At 51.4% G+C, this 17,402-nt stretch carries 15 protein-coding genes and 1 pseudogene; 4 read left to right on the top strand and 12 right to left on the bottom strand.

What is annotated here, in order from left to right; genetic code table 11:
• Window positions 1–447: 447 nt before the first annotated feature.
• The 4 genes from purK to ppiB form a co-directional block, all read right to left on the bottom strand.
• Window positions 448–1,518: a 5-(carboxyamino)imidazole ribonucleotide synthase gene (purK, locus tag BIY29_RS10200; RefSeq protein WP_121575019.1), complete on the bottom strand. Its 1,071-nt coding sequence runs from the start codon at window positions 1,516–1,518 to the stop codon at window positions 448–450.
• Complete coding sequence (gene purE / locus BIY29_RS10195; protein ID WP_121575018.1) at window positions 1,515–2,024, bottom strand: 5-(carboxyamino)imidazole ribonucleotide mutase; 510 nt, start codon at window positions 2,022–2,024, stop codon at window positions 1,515–1,517. Before purE ends, purK begins: the two co-directional genes overlap by 4 nt.
• Before the next feature lie 165 nt (window positions 2,025–2,189).
• The gene (lpxH, locus tag BIY29_RS10190) at window positions 2,190–2,912 is read right to left on the bottom strand and encodes a UDP-2,3-diacylglucosamine diphosphatase (protein WP_121575017.1); all 723 of its coding nucleotides are present in this window, start codon (window positions 2,910–2,912) and stop codon (window positions 2,190–2,192) included.
• A 10-nt stretch (window positions 2,913–2,922) separates the two neighbouring features.
• Window positions 2,923–3,417, bottom strand: coding sequence for a peptidylprolyl isomerase B (ppiB, locus tag BIY29_RS10185; RefSeq protein ID WP_121575016.1), 495 nt, complete (start codon window positions 3,415–3,417; stop codon window positions 2,923–2,925).
• Between the two features lie 293 nt (window positions 3,418–3,710).
• On the opposite strand from ppiB, the pseudogene BIY29_RS10180 reads away from it, so the two are divergent.
• A pseudogene (locus BIY29_RS10180) lies at window positions 3,711–4,113 on the top strand (DoxX family protein).
• A gap of 238 nt (window positions 4,114–4,351) precedes the next feature.
• Window positions 4,352–5,737, top strand: a complete 1,386-nt coding sequence (gene cysS / locus BIY29_RS10175; protein ID WP_121575015.1) for a cysteine--tRNA ligase — start codon at window positions 4,352–4,354, stop codon at window positions 5,735–5,737.
• Between the two features lie 154 nt (window positions 5,738–5,891).
• Here cysS and fdhF read toward each other — a convergent pair whose 3' ends face one another.
• The gene (gene fdhF, locus BIY29_RS10170) at window positions 5,892–8,042 is read right to left on the bottom strand and encodes a formate dehydrogenase subunit alpha (protein ID WP_121575014.1); all 2,151 of its coding nucleotides are present in this window, start codon (window positions 8,040–8,042) and stop codon (window positions 5,892–5,894) included.
• Between the two features lie 39 nt (window positions 8,043–8,081).
• Window positions 8,082–8,624, bottom strand: a complete 543-nt coding sequence (locus BIY29_RS10165; protein WP_121575013.1) for a 4Fe-4S dicluster domain-containing protein — start codon at window positions 8,622–8,624, stop codon at window positions 8,082–8,084.
• Window positions 8,625–8,966: 342 nt separating this feature from the next.
• Between BIY29_RS10165 and BIY29_RS10160 the strand changes: the two genes are divergently transcribed.
• Both BIY29_RS10160 and BIY29_RS10155 read left to right on the top strand, forming a co-directional pair.
• On the top strand, window positions 8,967–9,692 hold the full coding sequence (locus tag BIY29_RS10160) for a lipopolysaccharide core heptose(II) kinase RfaY (protein ID WP_121575012.1): 726 nt from the start codon (window positions 8,967–8,969) through the stop codon (window positions 9,690–9,692).
• 341 nt (window positions 9,693–10,033) lie between these two features.
• Window positions 10,034–11,716 carry a methyl-accepting chemotaxis protein gene (locus BIY29_RS10155; RefSeq protein ID WP_121575011.1) on the top strand — a complete coding sequence of 561 codons (1,683 nt, stop codon included), beginning with the start codon at window positions 10,034–10,036 and terminating at the stop codon, window positions 11,714–11,716.
• 59 nt (window positions 11,717–11,775) lie between these two features.
• Here the strand turns inward: BIY29_RS10155 and hycI are convergent, their stop codons facing one another.
• From hycI to BIY29_RS10125, 6 genes are read right to left on the bottom strand one after another with little or no spacing between them, the layout of a single operon-like run.
• Window positions 11,776–12,270, bottom strand: a complete 495-nt coding sequence (gene hycI, locus BIY29_RS10150; RefSeq protein ID WP_121575010.1) for a hydrogenase maturation peptidase HycI — start codon at window positions 12,268–12,270, stop codon at window positions 11,776–11,778.
• Window positions 12,263–12,667, bottom strand: a complete 405-nt coding sequence (locus BIY29_RS10145; RefSeq protein WP_121575009.1) for a formate hydrogenlyase maturation HycH family protein — start codon at window positions 12,665–12,667, stop codon at window positions 12,263–12,265. The genes hycI and BIY29_RS10145 overlap by 8 nt, the downstream gene beginning before the upstream one ends.
• Entirely contained in the window at window positions 12,664–13,455 is a 792-nt protein-coding gene (locus BIY29_RS10140) for an NADH-quinone oxidoreductase subunit B family protein (protein WP_121575008.1), read from the bottom strand. The genes BIY29_RS10145 and BIY29_RS10140 overlap by 4 nt, the downstream gene beginning before the upstream one ends.
• Entirely contained in the window at window positions 13,452–14,027 is a 576-nt protein-coding gene (hyfH, locus tag BIY29_RS10135) for a hydrogenase 4 subunit H (protein WP_121575007.1), read from the bottom strand. Before hyfH ends, BIY29_RS10140 begins: the two co-directional genes overlap by 4 nt.
• Before the next feature lie 11 nt (window positions 14,028–14,038).
• Entirely contained in the window at window positions 14,039–15,739 is a 1,701-nt protein-coding gene (locus BIY29_RS10130; RefSeq protein WP_170158915.1) for a hydrogenase large subunit, read from the bottom strand.
• 31 nt (window positions 15,740–15,770) lie between these two features.
• Complete coding sequence (locus tag BIY29_RS10125; RefSeq protein ID WP_121575005.1) at window positions 15,771–17,402, bottom strand: hydrogenase 4 subunit F; 1,632 nt, start codon at window positions 17,400–17,402, stop codon at window positions 15,771–15,773.

Genomic DNA, 17,402 nt, shown 5'->3' with positions numbered 1-17,402 from the left:
GGGGATAATATTGTTTCGATCACATAAATGAATTTAACTGCATTATTTTAATGAAATTTATGGAAAATTAAAATATCAATAATGATACTTTAATTTTATTATATTCAATGGCTCTTTATTGATATGTTAATTGGTGTAAAACAGACAAAAAATAGCCAAAAATAAAAATATCAAATAATAAAAAATACAAATGACAGAAATAATAAACCTAATTTCAAGGATGTCACGCTGAGATTTTATTTTAACTGTTTATACCCGTCATACTTCAAGCTGCATGTGCGTAGGCTGCACTCAGTCACCCGAATCGCTTACCTGAGTAAGCTCATCGGGATTCCTTCCCTTGCCGCCTTCCTGCAACTCGAATTATTTAGGGTATAGTATCTGTTGCTATTCCGTTAATAAAAAAGATGAACGGGCGGGCATACATCAGGTATGCCTGCCAACGACTCAGACAGGCAGTTTTTCCTGCGCCCACACCAGACCATTTTGGTATTCGTCGGTCAGCATGGTTGCCAGCGATTGTAATGTTTGCCGAAGCTGATCGGTATCCTGTGCATGAATATTCAGATGTCCAACTTTCCGCCCTGGACGCACGTCTTTTTCATACCAGTGCAAATGTACCAGCGGCAGTGACAGCCAGTCCGTGTTGACGTCAGTCCCGATCAGATTGACCATCACCGATGCGTCACTGGCCACCGGTACTGGCATCGGCAGATCTAAAATCGCCCGCAGATGCAATTCAAACTGGCTGATAGACGCGCCATTTTGTGTCCAGTGACCGCTGTTATGTACACGCGGAGCGAGTTCATTAATCAACAGACGATTGCCGACAATGAAACACTCCATAGCCATGACGCCAACGTAGCTCAATTCATTCATAATGGCAGACAGCATTTGTTCTGCCTGTTGCTGCAAATGTGGCGCTGGATGGGGCAGGGCAACGCTGGCGCGCAGAATACCGTCCTGATGCAGATTATGCGTCAGCGGGTAGAAGACGCAGTCCCCGTGAATGTTGCGCGCACCGACCAGCGATACCTCACCGGAAAAATTGATGCCTTGTTCAACTATGCATTCGCCATAGCAGTCTGCGGGTAACGTAGGCTGCTCACCGGCGCGAAAACGCCACTGCCCACGTCCGTCATAACCGCCCACACGCCGCTTAACAATGGCAAGCTCGCCAAGCCGGGTAAAAACCTGCGGCCACTCTTCCTCATTGGCAAGCAGTTGCCAGGGCGCCGTTGCCAGATTTAGCGAATCCAGTAATTGTTTTTGCGTCAGACGATCAGCCAGACGCGGGAAAATATCACGATTAACAAACGCGGTATGGGCCGCCAGTTCACGCGTAAGTGCGGTTTCTGGCCAGCGCTCAATTTCAGCGGTAATGACACTGTTGTGGAAAGGAACCGACTCAGGCTCCGCGTCCAGCCCGACAGGGTAAACCGCGATCCCCAAGGGTTCACCCGCCTGGCGTAACATTCTTCCCAACTGACCATCGCCTAAAACGCAGACCGGTTTCATGCTTCCTCCCGCGGGTCGGGGTTGGATAACACCTCATCAGTCTGGCTTTGCCGCCAGTCAGTCAAACGTGTGGTGATAGCACTATCATGCAATGCCAGAATCTGTGCGGCCAGCAGCGCGGCATTGGCTGCGCCTGCTTTGCCAATGGCCAGCGTGCCTACCGGTATACCGCGAGGCATCTGCACAATCGAATAAAGGCTGTCGATGCCACTCAGCGCGGCGCTTTGTACCGGCACGCCCAATACCGGCACCAGTGTCTTGGCCGCCAACATACCAGGCAAATGCGCTGCCCCGCCTGCGCCCGCAATAATCACCTCAAAACCGTTCTGTGTGGCTTGCTCTGCGAAACTGAACAGCTTATCGGGTGTTCGGTGGGCGGAGACAACTTCCACATGAAAGGGGATATTCAGCGTAGTGAGAATTTCCGCCGCAAACTGCATTGTGGCCCAGTCACTCTTTGAACCCATGACGATGGCGATTTTAGCCGGGGCAGCGTTGGATGACATGCCTGTAAAGCTCCTGTGAATTTACCTGATGGTGGTGTCGCATCGGCCAGTTAGAAGGTGCTCTGGCGTTGAGGGCGTAGAGCATATCACGCCCTTATGGCGAGGAAAACGGTTGCGTAGGGTCGAAAAGTCCCTGCGGCGATAAGCTGCGGGGAAGAAAAGAGATCACAACGGGAAAGAAATCAGCTCGATATCCTGTGCCGTCACCTTGATCATCGAACCTTGCTGATGCCAGGCTCCCAGCACCATGCGCTGCGCGCTGACATTACCCGCAATGATTTGATGAATCGCCGGACGATGAGTGTGTCCGTGGATCATGGTGTGTACCTGATAATGTTGCAGGCGTTCGATAACCTGCTCAGGATTAACATCCATAATGTCCTGCGGTTTATGCTGGTTGGCGTGCTGGCTGGCCGAGCGCATTTTTTCAGCGATACGCAGCCGGAAACGTAAAGGTAAAAGCAGAAAAAGACGCTGTATCAGTGGATGGTGTACCCGGCGACGAAATTTCTGATAGTCAAGATCGTCAGTACACAGCGTGTCGCCATGTAAAATAAGTATCCGCCGACCATAAAGGTCGAGCACATTTTCTGCGGGTAACAGCGTTAGCCCGCTTTGTCTGGCGAAATGCTTGCCGAGCAGAAAGTCGCGATTGCCATGCACGAAATAGCAGGGAATACCTTGCTGATGTAATGCCAGCAAGGCATTGGCGATTGTCGTATGCAGGGGGTGCGGATCGTCATCGCCGATCCAGGCATCAAACAGATCACCCAGAATATAGAGGGCATCCGCCTTCACGGCTTCATGGCGTAAAAAACGCAGAAAACCGGCGGTGATCGCCGGTTCATGAAGACTTAAATGCAGGTCGGCAATAAATAGTGTCGCCATGCTGCCGCAATTATTCGCTAACGGTAACGCCGGTGATCACGACGTCTTCTTTAGGGACATCCTGATGCATACCGCTGCGGCCCGTGGCCACGCCTTTGATTTTATCAACCACGTCCATACCTTCAGTAACTTCAGCAAAAACACAGTAGCCCCAGCCGTCAGCCCGTTCTGAACGGAAGTTCAGGAAATCATTATCTACCAGATTAATAAAGAATTGTGCGGTAGCGGAATGCGGATCGTTAGTACGCGCCATTGCCAGCGTACCGCGAGTGTTTTTCAGGCCGTTGTTGGCTTCATTTTTAATTGCGGCGTTGGTCTCTTTTTGCTGCATACCCGGCGTAAAACCACCGCCCTGGATCATAAACCCATTGATAACACGGTGAAAAATGGTGTTATCGTAAAAACCGCTGCGGCAGTAATTCAGAAAGTTTTCTACGGTGACAGGCGCTTTGTCTGCAAAGGTGTTAATAACGATATCGCCGTGGTTTGTATGAAACGTGATCATAGTAATGAACCCTACATAGCCATAGTAATGGGGAACAATGCTCACCAAATGTGGTGAACAATCAAGAGCGCTCTTATAACATAACTGGCCTGCTGAGTCAGCATAGGCGGGGGCAGAATCGCCAGGTATGGCGTTACTACGTTCAGCATTCAACAAGGCCTCTCAATTATTTAAGTGCGAGGTGAAACATATTTATTACATCAGATCAATGCGTTGAATAAATAGGTACTCTTTGATAATAACTTGGATTAATCTGGGAACAGTTCTTATTTCCCCGGAGGTATAGGTGAATTATGTTGGCGTATATTAATCGAGTATTAGATAAGCCCGATTTTGGCAAGCTATTGCTTCGCTTGTCTTTCAGTATCCTGATGTTGCTTCACGGTTGGCATAAAGTGCAGGGCGGTATCGGCGGCATTGAAAAAATGCTTACTGAAGTGGGGATGCCGGCTTTTGTCGGCTACGGCGTCTACGTCGGTGAAGTGGCGATGCCGGTTCTGATGATTCTGGGCATTTTTACCCGTCCGGCCGCACTGATTTTCTCTTTCACGATGGCGGTTGCCGCCTGGCTGGCAAATCCACACGGTTTATTCACGCTGGCGAAAACCGGCGGCGGTGTTCTTCTTTGCCGGTCTGGCTATCGCCCTGCTTGGCAGTGGTAAATATTCGGTGATGCCTAATCCTCGCTGGCGCTAATTCAGTTCGCTCTCCCTAATAAGGAACTTTGTCAATAGTCTGAAGCCCGGATAATTCCGGGCCTTTTTATGTTTATTCCTTATCGATTATCTGCTTATTCCGCCGTATCAGTCTTGCAATAGCACAGGGTTCAGGTTTCAATACGCCGTTAGGGTTGAAAACCCTTAGCAAATTGATGTTACTCACGCTTACAGCGAACGATGATTCACCTATCCTGCGAATACCATGGAATGCCCTGATGCTAAAGATTTTTAATACGCTGAGTCGCCAAAAAGAGGAATTCAAACCTATCCACGCTGGTCATGTGGGGATGTATGTGTGTGGGATCACCGTTTATGACCTGTGTCATATTGGTCACGGGCGTACTTTCGTTGCATTTGATGTGGTGGCGCGGTATTTACGGTATTTGGGATATTCGCTGAAATACGTACGCAATATTACCGATATTGACGATAAAATCATTAAACGTGCGGCGGAAAAGGGTGAAACCTGCGATCAGCTGACGGCGCGGATGATCGCGGAAATGCATGTCGACTTTGATGCATTAAATATTTTGCGTCCGGATGAGGAGCCACGCGCCACCCATCATATCGCTGAAATCATTGAACTGGTTGAAAAACTGATTGCCAGGCGCCATGCCTATGTCGCGTCCAACGGTGATGTCATGTTCTCCGTTGATACCGCTCCGGGCTATGGTGTGCTGTCGCGTCAGGATCTGGATCAGCTTCAGGCAGGTGCGCGGGTAGAGATTACGGAAGTTAAACGCAACCCGATGGACTTCGTATTGTGGAAAATGTCCAAACCAGGCGAACCACATTGGTCTTCCCCGTGGGGGGAAGGACGTCCCGGCTGGCATATTGAATGTTCGGCAATGAACTGCAAACGGTTGGGTGAACATTTTGATATCCACGGCGGCGGTTCAGATTTAATGTTCCCGCATCATGAAAACGAGATTGCCCAATCCACCAGCGCGCACGACGGCCCCTATGTGAACTATTGGATGCATTCCGGCATGGTGATGGTTGACCGGGAAAAAATGTCAAAATCGCTTAATAACTTCTTCACCGTGCGGGATGTATTGGCCTATTACGATCCTGAAACTGTGCGCTATTTCCTGATGTCGGGTCACTATCGTAGCCAATTGAACTACAGTGAAGAAAACCTGAAGCAGGCTCGTTCAGCGCTGGAGCGTTTATATACGGCGTTACGAGGTACGGACGACAGCGTGGAAGCGAAGGGCGGAGAGTTATTTGAAGCCCGTTTCCGTGAAGCGATGAACGATGATTTCAATACCCCGGAAGCCTACTCCGTTTTGTTCGATATGGCGCGGGATGTGAATCGCCTGAAAGCGGAAGATCCATGTGCGGCCAATCAACTGGCGTCGGCGCTGCGAAATCTGGCAAAAGTACTTGGCTTGCTGGAGCAGGACCCGGAACTGTTCCTGCAAAGCGGTGCGCAGGCAGACGATGATGAAGTTAAAAAAATCGAAGAGTTGATTAAACAGCGCAAGGATGCACGTCAGGCAAAAGACTGGGCGCTGGCGGATGAGGCGCGCGACCGGCTGAATGATATGGGTATTATTCTGGAAGATGGCCCGCATGGGACGGTCTGGCGGCGTAAATAATTTGCCGTGGCGAGGGCTATTTTACCGATCAGACTGTAGGTAAAGTAGTTCGGCGTCTTGTGGTTAATAACCGCCCCCTTGTTTGCTGTCTCTTAGTGCGCATAGGAAAATCGTCACTAAGAGACAGCTATGGGGAGCTATCACGGGAATGGCGCTAATTCACCTCTTCCGCGCTTTTACGCAGATGGGCTTTCAACTGGCTGTATTCATGCTGGACATAATCTTCCGCCCACTGCTGATTCTCGATAGCTTCCAGTTTAACTGCGCAATATTTGTATTCCGGCGTTTTGGAAATGGGATCGAGGTGATCCAGCGTCAGTTCGTTGCAGGCGCCAATCCACCATTGATAGGTCATATAAACCGCACCTTTATTAACCCGCTCACTGACGGCAACACGGGTTATCACTTTGCCGCGGCGTGAGGAAACCCAGGTCAGTTGCTGATCTCTGAGCCCCAGACGTTCAGCATCTTCAGGGTTGACCTGTACGTAACCAGGTTCATCGGCCAGCGTTTGTAAAGCCGTACAGTTCCCGGTCATCGAACGGCAGGAATAATGACCCACTTCTCGTACGGTACACAGCACCAGCGGATAACTTTCATCTACCAACTCCATCGGCGGTCGCCACTCGGTGGCAAACAACAGGCCTTTACCGCCGGGACGGTCGAACTCATTTCCTTTGTATAGCCACGGCGTGCCTGGGCTGTCTTCCGTGGTACACGGCCACGGAACATAACCCAGCCCCGACATTTTTTCGTAGGTTGCGCCGTAGTACAGCGGACATAAATGACGCAGTTCATCCCAGATTTCCTGCGTATTGTTGTAGTGCATCGGATAGCCGAGTGCGGTTGCCATCAGGCTGATGATTTCCCAGTCGGGTTTGACGTCGCCATGAGGTTCAACAGCCTTGTAAAAACGCTGGAAGCCACGGTCGGCGGCGGAGTATACCCCTTCATGCTCACCCCAGGATGTCGCCGGCAGAATAACATCGGCTACCGATGCGGTTTTGGTCATAAAGATATCCTGCACGATCAGCAATTCCAGTTCGCTGAACGCTTCCCGCATCATGGACAGATCCGGTTCGGTTTGTAGCGGATCTTCTCCCATCACATAGTTTGCTTTGATTTTTCCTTCTTTGATTTTGTGTGGCACATCGGTAAGGGAATAGCCGATTTTGTCGGATAAGTCCGCTACACCCCAGGCTTTGGCAAATTTAGCCAGCGTTTCCTTATCGGTAACGGGTTGATAGCCGGGGTACATGTTTGGCAGGGCACCCATATCGCAGGCACCCTGTACGTTGTTTTGACCACGCACCGGGCCGACGCCCACGTTCGGACGCCCCAGATTGCCGGTCATCAACGCCAGCCCGGACAGGCCTTTTACCACGTCGACCCCCTGACCCCATTGAGTCACGCCCATGCCCCATAAAATGGTGGCGGACGGAGCGGCGGCATACATACGCATTGCTTCACGGATCAGCTGTGGCGACAAACCGGTAATGTCTGCAACATATTCCGGGGTATATTTGGCGACGATCCGGCTATATTCCTCAAACCCTTCCGTATGACGGGCCACATAGTCTTTATGGTAGAGGCCTTCATTAATCAGCACGTTGGCAAAGGCGTTGACCAGCGCCATATTGGAGCCATTTTTCAGCGGCAGCCACAGGTCGGCAATGCGGGCGGTTTCAATGTGGCGTGGATCGCACACAATGATTTTTGCGCCGCGCTCTTTGGCTTTCAGGATCCGGCGGGCAACGATGGGGTGGGAGTCGGCGGCGTTATAACCGAATACCAGGATGCATTCCGTATGCTCAATTTCGCAGATGGAGTTACTCATGGCCCCATTGCCCAGCGTGACCTGCAAACCGGCGACGGACGGGCCGTGACACACGCGGGCGCAGCAGTCGACGTTGTTGTTGCCGGTCACCGCACGGGCGAATTTCTGCATGACATAGTTGGTTTCGTTGCCGGGGCCGCGGGAAGAACCGGTGTGCATAATGGATTCCGCGCCATATTTCTCTTTAATGGCTTTCAGGCGGGAACTGGCGAACTCGATAGCGACATCCCAGGACACCGCCTCAAACGGCGCCCCTTTTTGACGCCGAATCAGCGGTTGTTTCAGGCGTGGCGTGAGTAATTTGGTGTCGTTAAGAAAATCCCAACCATAATAACCTTTAAGGCACAACTCACCTTCGTTGGTGACGCCGTTGGCGCCTTCAGCGCCAACCACTTTACCGTTTTCAACCAGCAGGTTAATTTTGCAGCCTGACCCGCAATATGGACAGACAGTGATCACTTTCCGCATGATGATTATTCTCCTTCAGCGTGCCTTGAATGGCACCGTTCAGAACTGCATTCCTGCGGCTTCATCAAGCGCCGCACGCCGTTGTTTTTGTTGGATCATGGCCTGGATATCATCATGGCCTATCATCCGTAATGCCTTCGTTGGACAAAACCCAATACAGGCCGGGCCTGCTGCGCGCCCATCGCAAAGATCACATTTCTGCGCCTCGGCTTTTATACCGTTACCCAGCATCTGATGGTGGCTGATACGGGCAACCGGTTTACTGACCACGGTCATGGCGCCATAAGGACAAGCCACGACACAGGTCTTACAGCCGATACATTTTTTCTGCTGTACCTGAATACATGCATTCGCATGGGTAATGGCGCCATTTGGGCACACATTGGCGCATGGCGCATCCTCACACTGGCGACACTGAATAGTGGTACTGACATTCAGACTTTTGACCACTCTGAGGCGTGGCGAAAAGTGTTCTGGGGATAATGAGGACGTTTTACCGTCGCTGTGAGCCAGCACACAGGCGACTTCGCACGTGCGACAGCCAATACATTTCCTGGAATCTGCAATAACGAACCGGTTCATGACATCGTCTCCGACCTGGGTTCAGGTGAAAAAACCGTTGTGTCGACGTAGCTAAAAAATGACACACCACTTCCCGATAAAGCAGGGTTTATGCCAACAAAAAGTGTGGTTATTTAATTAATTGAATAATAAATACTTTTTCTGTTTGTATCGCGTGATTTCACGGCTTGAATGCCGAGGATGACGACAGAGAAAAGGGGGTTTCGGCAGATTTGACGATAAATATGAGATCAAGCAAATAATCAGAATTATGGCGGCGCCAATGACAATTTATGTCAAAAAACGACTCTTTTGAGGCGTATATTTCGGCCTGTACTACAGATAGTTACGGCAGGGATTATCATGTTAGACACCACCTTTACCATCAACGCTATAGGCAACATAGTCAGAAGAGAAATAAACGGCTTTCATGTTTATGAAAAATCTGGTTGTGGAACTTATGTACAAATTTTAGCTGATTTTCACCAGGGTAAAATCGGTTATAAGTTACTAAATAGCGGTAGCAAAGAGCGTAAAGTCTATCTGGTTGAAGTTAACGGAACGAAGTATGTGCTGAAACGGGAGCGGGAATTAGATCCCCGGCTGGAAAAACGGATATCGCGCTTTATCTATGGCCCTTATTACTCCAGACTTATATACCGTGTGGCAGAGGCGCGTAAACAAGGGTGTACTCGGATTGCGGATATTTATGCCGTTGCGGAGAAGGTCAGACATCGTGAAGCCGTGGAAACCTATATTCTGTCTGAATACATTGAAGGTACGCCGCTGGCCGAATTGCGTGATTTATCTCCTTACAAAGCTGAAATCAAAGCCTGTGTCGAAGAGTTGCATCATCACCGGTTAGCATCCAACGATATTCATCCGGGGAATATTATTTTTACCGACAATGGATTGCGTATTATTGATCTGTCAGATAAAGGTCATCAGGGGATTTGTCAGGCTAATGACGCGTATGCGTTGAAACGCTTTTATAACATCGAGTTGGATATACATACGTTGGCTTATCAGCTGGTTGGAATGCGCAACAAATTCAGAGTCTGGTCCAGAAAAATGCGCAGCAGATCGTAGCATCTGCGCCTGCCTCTTTACTCCTTTCCAGTGGTCAGGCATCCGGATATTCCGGTTTCACAAGTTGATGCGCCTATTACTCTCCATCTTTACCTATTCGTGCCTATACTTTATTTATCTCAAACCAAGAGTGAGAGAGGCGCGTTTACTTTTTTAACCAATCTTTGGGATATCTTCGGTTTTCTGTTGCATGACTTTCGAATCGGGCATTCCGATGCGCCTGTGGGTTCGTTGTCCTGTCGATGTGCAATGTAGGGACGACACAGTAATGATCAAAAAACGAATATCCTCCATGTTTATGTTTGGCGTGGAAGATATTTGATAACTTTATGAGGTTTATTATGATCTTTCTAAAGAATATCAGCATAAGAATTATGGTGCTAATTATTGTGGCGTTCTTGTTGGTCATTTGGGGTATTGCATCGGGCTACAGTCTTTATTCCCTCTATCAAGCCAATGATTTAATTAATAAAAATGAAACGCAGCGAAAAACCTACTCTTATCTGGTGTATGGCAGCGATCAGTATTTCCGGGCTGTTACCCGCATGGAACGAACGATGGATTATTTACAGAATAACGATGCGGAAAATGCGAAGAAGACGCTGGAAATGGCGCAAATAGCGATAAAAAACACTAAAGAGGCGTTGGAAAAATTTAAAACAGCGGAACATATCGGGGTAGAAAACTCGACCCTTAGTTCTATTACCGATAATTGGTCACGGTTAATATCCGTGGCCATTGATCCCATGAATAGCGCGTTACAGCAGAATAATGCGGAGGCGTTTCGTCAGGTATTCCGTGGGGTTTATCCGCCGATCAGTTTGGCTTTTGGTGGGGATCTTAAACAATACACCGATCAAATTACCGCCTCGGAATTTATTCCGGTGGTGAATGAGTACAATATTTATAATCGAAATGCACTGATTGCAGTCATGCTGGTTGGTATCCTGATTTTGTTATTTACGGAATACTATCTGAGAAATTATCTGGTTATACCGATTGGCGTGATTAAATCACATCTGGCGCAATTGACGGCGGGTCGCCTGGGATGCGATCTGGCGGAGTTTGGCCAAAACTGTGCGGGGAGGTTGATTCCTGATATTAAACGGTTGCAGAAAAGTTTACGTGATACCGTCATGACGATTCGTCATAGCGCGATGGAAATTGATCTCGGAACCACCAATATCAGGGATGGCAATGACGATCTTTCCAGCCGGACAGAACAACAAGCTGCCGCATTGCAGCAAACGGCAGCCAGCATGGAGCAGATCAGTTCAACGGTGAAACAAACTGCGGAGAATGTCCATCAGGCGCGAGGACTGGCGCAGGAAGCCTCAGACGCCGCGAAAAAAGGGGGAGAAATCGGCAATAACGTTATGGAAACGATGGATAACATTAGCGCCAGTTCGCGCAAAATTTCTGATATCACCACGGTGATTAATAGTATTGCTTTCCAGACCAATATCCTGGCGCTTAATGCGGCAGTTGAAGCTGCCAGGGCCGGAGAACAGGGCAGAGGATTTGCGGTGGTGGCCGGTGAAGTTCGCAATCTGGCGCAGCGCAGCGCTCAGGCCGCCAGGGAGATCGAAGCGCTGATCGCCGAGTCGGTATCCCGTGTTTCCGACGGGGCGGGACAGGTGAGGCAGTCCAGTGAATCGATGGCGGTCATCATTGCCGCCATTGATCATGTCAACGATCTGATTGGTGAAATCGCCGCCGCTACCGATGAACAAACCCACGGCATCAGCCAGATTAGTCAGGCGATCCATGAAATAGATGGCGTGACGCAGCAGAACGCCGCTCTGGTACTACAGTCGGCAGAAGCTGCCTCTAAATTGGACGAACAGACGAGCGAGCTATCGGCGGCAGTCGATGTTTTCCAGCTTGGGGGTGATGATTGTCTTCCGGGTACAGAACAGTACAACGCCATGAATACGGTTGTGAAACGTCCTGCGGTAATGAGGGGGAGTTCGCCCCTGTTGACGGCCAGCAGCCACAGTAACGACGGTTGGGAAAAATTCTGACAGCCTGTCTCTGTATATTTGGGGATGGTGGATTTTTTGCTCAATGGCATATGACCAGGCTATAGCCTTTGAAAGCCGCCATTTCCCTGCCAGCCCGCCAGCCGCTGATGAATGAGATCCACCGCCTGCTCGACTTCCGCGCTGAGGGGGTAATAGAACGCCACCAGCGCAGGCTGAATACCGATAAAAATTACCTCAGGAATATCTTGCTGCAACTGTTCGATAAGAAAGTTCAGCGGCAGATTATGGGTGTTCATCAACAGGTCTTCGGCAATCCGTTGCGGATCAACAATGCGTATTTCGCCGGGCGCTAAACCCATATCGGCGGCATCCACTACCAATAGTCTTTTAGGCCGCAGGGTGCGCAACCTGTGGGCTGCGTTTTCGGGAATGGCGCCGCCATCAATCACTGACCAGCCAGCGACCGGGTTTTGCGTCATATGTTCGGCCAGCCGCGGCCCGGCGCCATCATCGCCCATCATGCTATTGCCGACGGTCAGCACTATATTTTCATTAGCGACAACCTTTCCGTTATGCTCGATTTGCTCAGTCATCAACTCGTTTCACCATTAAGTAGAGCGCCGTTTCCTGTTCAATGGCCGCCAGATAGTCCAGTAGGGTTTTGGTCCAGTCAGGATAGTTATCCTGCCCGGCAGGCAATGAACCAAAAGCACGCCCCAGTAACTGGGTATGACCGCTGTCAATGGTGATCTCGCCAAATTTCAGTAAGCCTGCCATTTTGCGTTTTGCCTCACCTTCTGCCAATTGCCCGATCCAACGTTGATAGTCTGCCTGCGGGCAGACCAACACCCGCTTCAGGCAGTCGATAACGCCAACGTGGTGACCAATCGCCAATGAGTAATACATCACCTGTTGAGCCTGCTCCGGCACCTTATCTTTGGTGTCGAGAAATTTCTGGCTCAGGGCATAGAAAATCACCTGTGCGCTCATCGATATCTTTCCCCATTCAACAGCGCGAGATAGATCTGCTGTAACCGCCCGACAATCTCATTCAAACGCGGATCGTTATGCTGTTGCAGCCAGTCGGCAATACGCTGATCCAGACCGTCCAACGTTTGATTTTCCAGTCGCGCCAAAAAGGCGTCGCTGATTTCCCTCCCCTGACGATATCCCGCCATGCGCCGGGCTTCCCGTTCCAGCAGAACACGTAGATCCAACGGGAGGTCAGGATGAATCAAAGCGGCCTTTTCATGCTCTGTCTGCTGATGATCGCCGCTGTGCAGTTTCTGCTCCAGAAGGCCAAGCGCGACGGCAAAGCCATAGAGGGTGGCGGCGGGAGTCGGCGGACAGCCGGGAATATAAACGTCTATCGGTACAATGGTATCGCTGCCGCCCCAGACGCAATACAGATCGTGGAAGATCCCGCCGCCGCAGCCGCAGGCGCCGTAAGAGATGCAGATTTTCGGGTCGGGGGCGGATTGGTAGGCGCGTAGCGCCGGTGTTCGCATGGCGCGGGTAACCGCCCCGGTGAACAATAAAATATCGGCATGACGAGGTGAGGCCACCACCTTGATACCAAAGCGTTCGGCGTCGAACAGCGGGGTAATGGCGGCAAAAATTTCTATTTCACAGCCGTTGCAGCCGCCGCAGTCGACGCGGTAAACGTAAGCCGAACGTTTGATATCTTTCAGCAGCGTTTGTTTGAGTTTTTGCGCCGGTTCATCCAATACAATCGGCGTGGGCCGGTAGTGATCGGCGCCAGCAGGCAGGGTGCTCATGGCTTGCTCCCTTTAACAGAAGTGGAAGGCGGGGAAATATACTGGCTCAACATCACATTGCCCTGGTGGTTCATGTTCTGCTTCCGTTTACATTCCGGGCAGGTTTCAAAATGAGGTCGTTGTGATTCAACCGTTTCTTCGGACAAACCAGACTGCATTAACAGCTTCATGGCATAGTCCACCTCTTTTTGCGGGGCAAAAGGGCGGTGACAAACATGGCAGTCCAGCAAGGTAAAGGTGGCTCGCTGGTAAAGGTCTGCCTTACTGCTGACCGCCATTTCAAACTCCTGTGACAGCACGATAGCGCGTGTCGGGCAGACTTCCTCGCAGCGCCCGCAGAAGATACAGCGTCCGAGGAAGAGCTGCCAGGTTCGGGTGCCGCCGGTGACATCGGTTTCCATCGTCAGCGCATTGGCCGGGCATACCATCGTGCAGGCGGCGCAGGCAATACATTGCGTGGCGTCGTATTGTGGTTTGCCGCGAAACCCTGCCGATACCTCCAGCGGTTTAAACGGATATTGCACCGTACAGTGGCTGCCTGCTTTCAGGATGGTTTTAAACAGTTTCAACATGATTCATCCCCCTATTTGAGCGGCGAATATGTACGTTCCAGGCCGTAACGTTCCATTTCTTTATAAGGCACCGTGGTGATTTTCTGTTTGCGCACATCAATAAGCGTAACCCGGTCGGTACAGGAGTAGCAGGGGTCCAGACTGCCGATAATCAGCGGGGCATCGGAAACGGTGTTGCCGCGCAGCATATAGCGCAACACCGGCCAATTGGCGTAGGTGGCGGCGCGACAACGCCAGCGGAACAGTTTCTGGTTGTCGCCAGTCATGCTCCAGTGAATGTCTTCACCGCGTGGCGCTTCCGCAAAGCCCAGCGCAAACTTGTGCGGTTGATAAGTGAAATCTTCGTTAAGCAGCGGGCCTTCCGGCAGGTTGTCCAGACCGTATTCAATCATCGCCATTGAGGTGAACACTTCGCGTACTCGAACCAGTACGCGGGAATAGACGTCGCCCGCATCCAGATGATGTAGTTCCATCGGCAGGTTCAGATAACCCGCATAAGGATGATCGATGCGCATATCCCGCTTGAAGCCGCTGGCGCGGATCATCGGGCCGACCGGGCTGTAATCGCGGGCGACTTGCTTGTCGAGAATACCAATCCCCTGGGTTCGCTGTAGCATATTGGGGGTGTTGAGCAGCATGTCGGAAAGCTGCGCAATGTCGGTGCGCATCTCCCGAATCAGCTTGATGGTTTTTAACCGGTCGTCTTTCAGAATATCGCGGCGGATGCCGCCAATCAGGTTCAGCCCATAGGTTTTACGGGCGCCGGTCAGGATCTCAGCGATAGTCATCGACTTCTCACGGATACGAAAGAACTGCATAAACCCGGTATCGAAACCGGCGAAATGGCTGGAAAGCCCCAGATTCAACAAATGGCTGTGCAGCCTTTCCACTTCCAGCAACAGGCTGCGGATACTGTGCGCTCGCGGCGGTACGACAATCCCTAACGCATTTTCAATGGATGAGGTATACGCAACGCTGTGGGTAAAGCCGCAGATGCCGCACACCCGGTCAGACAGGAAGGTGACTTCGTTATAACCCATACGCGTTTCCGCCAGCTTTTCCATGCCACGATGCACATAGAACAGTCGGTAGTCAGCATCAATAATCTGTTCTCCGTCTACGAACAGGCGGAAATGCCCCGGCTCATCAGAGGTGATGTGTAACGGCCCAATCGGTACGATGCGGGCCTCGCCGCTGGCTTCGCTGATGAACGAGTAAGACTCTTCATCACGGGTGGGGGCAGGGCGCTGGCGATAATCCATAGCGTCTTTACGCAGCGGATAAAGATCGTCCGGCCAGTCGTCCGGCAATACCAGCCGCCGCTCGTCGGGCAAGCCGACCGGGATCAGCCCATACATATCGCGCACTTCACGCTCGCCCCAGACGGCGGCCGGTACGCGGGGCGTGACCGAGGGAAACTCCGGGTTATCCGGGTTGACCAGCGCTTTCACAATCACCCAGCACTTTTCTCCCTCTTCCATTGACAGCACGTAGTAAATGGCGAAATAGCCATTTAGTGAACGTTCATCATTACCAAAGAGTACTGACAACCATCCCCCCTGTTGGTAGTAAAGGCATTCAACGACCTCTGGCAGTGTGTTCAGTTTGACGGTCAGGGTGAGCTGATTCGCTGTCTGCCACTCCTCTTCCAGAATGGCCGCCGGGAACTTTTTTCTGATCTGGGCGGCATAACCGGTGCCGAGTTTGTCCACATGGGATACCTGGCTGGAAACAGGGAGTTCATTAATCACGGTGCATCTCCTGACGGAAAGGGGTTAACACTGAGCGTTCAGCAATGGGTGATACGGGGTTTTTGACGGTCACGGATTCGGGGCGCAGCCAGGACATCTGGCGTCGTCGATCCAGGGATGCGTCGTCGGTTTCCGGGTTTTGAACGATAGTGGTGGCGTTTTCCAGCAGCCGGATGACCGGCTGTGGAATATGTGTCCCCATCACCAGCATCAGGAGCAGCAGCACAACCATCGGCGCGGTGGTCATAACGCCCAGTTCCCCTTTGCTTACCGCCTCCGGGCTACTGCCGAGCACCGTACCGGCAACCATTCTGACTAACCCGGCCAGCACAATGGTCAGCAGTATCAGCAAGCTAATCACCAGCCACAAATACCCGGCGCTGATTCCGGCGCTCACGGTCATGAATTCACTAAGAAAAATATTGAAAGGCGGCATCCCGCCCAGCGCCAGCGCGCCGCCAGCCAGCAACGCCCCGGTGAGCGGGGTGACACGCATGATCCCTTTCACCGCATCCATATCGCGTGTACCGTATTTCAGCAGGACGTTACCGGAACCACAGAACAACAGCGTTTTGGCCAGGCTGTGATTCAGGGTATGCAGCAAGGCGGCGAGAATGCCCAACGGCCCGCCAATCCCCAGCGCTACGGCAATCAGACCCATATTTTCGACGCTGGAATAGGCCAGCAGGCGTTTCATATCGCGCTGAACCAGGATCAGGAAAGCGGCCACCGCCACGGACATCATGCCGAAAACCAGCAGTAACGTGCGGGGAAATTCGGAACCGATGGCAGCGCTGACGATGATGTAATAGCGCACGATGACCAACAGGGCGCAGTTCAGCAATACTGCGGATAACAGCGCGCTGGTGGGGCTTGGGGCTTCGCTGTGCGCGTCCGGCAGCCAGGCGTGCATCGGAAACAGACCGGTTTTAGTGCCAAAGCCAATGATGATGAAGATAAACGCCAGATGCATCAACGTGCTGTCCAGTTCGTCCGCGTGTTTCAGCACTTCCGTCCAGAAGATGGCGTTTCCTGGCTCAACCATGACGCTGGCCGCGTTGGCATACACCAGTACGGTGCCATATAGTCCAAACGCCACCCCTACCGTACAGATAATGATGTATTTCCAGGCGGCTTCCAGCGAAGAGCGCTGCCCGTATAGCCCGACCAAAAAAGCGGAACTCAGCGTGGTGGCTTCAATGGCGGCCCACATTAAAATCAGATTGTTACTGGTGATGACCAGCAGCATGGTGAACAGAAAAAGATGGAAGAAACCATAGTAGTAACACAGTGTTTTAACCGTGATTTCGCCGCTATTCACTTCGTGACGCATATAACCGAGGGAGTAAAGCCCGGTAATAAAGCCGATAATGCCGAGGATCGCCAGAAACAGAGCGCTGAGGCTGTCGAGATGCAGCCAATTATGGACGGACAGAATTTCCCCGTTCTGGTACACCAGCCAGACCAGCGACAGTGAAACAATCAGCAGAACAGTGATCCCCAGCAGATGGATGATGCTCACCAGCATGCGGGCCTGACTGGCGGCGAACCGACATGCGAAAGCAAGCAGCGCGGTAATGAGCGGCGTACCCAGCAGGGTGAGAAGCAGGTCAGTATTGGTCAT

It is taken from the genome of Brenneria alni (assembly GCF_003666245.1).
Lineage (GTDB): Bacteria > Pseudomonadota > Gammaproteobacteria > Enterobacterales > Enterobacteriaceae > Brenneria > Brenneria alni.
Note: the sequence above shows the minus strand (reverse complement) of the source record. Positions and strands in the feature narration are given on the sequence as shown.

Coding starts and splice junctions, on each gene's coding strand:
- purK (WP_121575019.1), bottom strand. CDS start 1,518: ATGAAACCGGTCTGCGTTTTAGGCGATGGTCAGTTGGGAAGAATGTTA.
- purE (WP_121575018.1), bottom strand. CDS start 2,024: ATGTCATCCAACGCTGCCCCGGCTAAAATCGCCATCGTCATGGGTTCA.
- lpxH (WP_121575017.1), bottom strand. CDS start 2,912: ATGGCGACACTATTTATTGCCGACCTGCATTTAAGTCTTCATGAACCG.
- ppiB (WP_121575016.1), bottom strand. CDS start 3,417: ATGATCACGTTTCATACAAACCACGGCGATATCGTTATTAACACCTTT.
- cysS (WP_121575015.1), top strand. CDS start 4,352: ATGCTAAAGATTTTTAATACGCTGAGTCGCCAAAAAGAGGAATTCAAA.
- fdhF (WP_121575014.1), bottom strand. CDS start 8,042: ATGCGGAAAGTGATCACTGTCTGTCCATATTGCGGGTCAGGCTGCAAA.
- BIY29_RS10165 (WP_121575013.1), bottom strand. CDS start 8,624: ATGAACCGGTTCGTTATTGCAGATTCCAGGAAATGTATTGGCTGTCGC.
- BIY29_RS10160 (WP_121575012.1), top strand. CDS start 8,967: ATGTTAGACACCACCTTTACCATCAACGCTATAGGCAACATAGTCAGA.
- BIY29_RS10155 (WP_121575011.1), top strand. CDS start 10,034: ATGATCTTTCTAAAGAATATCAGCATAAGAATTATGGTGCTAATTATT.
- hycI (WP_121575010.1), bottom strand. CDS start 12,270: ATGACTGAGCAAATCGAGCATAACGGAAAGGTTGTCGCTAATGAAAAT.
- BIY29_RS10145 (WP_121575009.1), bottom strand. CDS start 12,667: ATGAGCGCACAGGTGATTTTCTATGCCCTGAGCCAGAAATTTCTCGAC.
- BIY29_RS10140 (WP_121575008.1), bottom strand. CDS start 13,455: ATGAGCACCCTGCCTGCTGGCGCCGATCACTACCGGCCCACGCCGATT.
- hyfH (WP_121575007.1), bottom strand. CDS start 14,027: ATGTTGAAACTGTTTAAAACCATCCTGAAAGCAGGCAGCCACTGTACG.
- BIY29_RS10125 (WP_121575005.1), bottom strand. CDS start 17,402: ATGACCAATACTGACCTGCTTCTCACCCTGCTGGGTACGCCGCTCATT.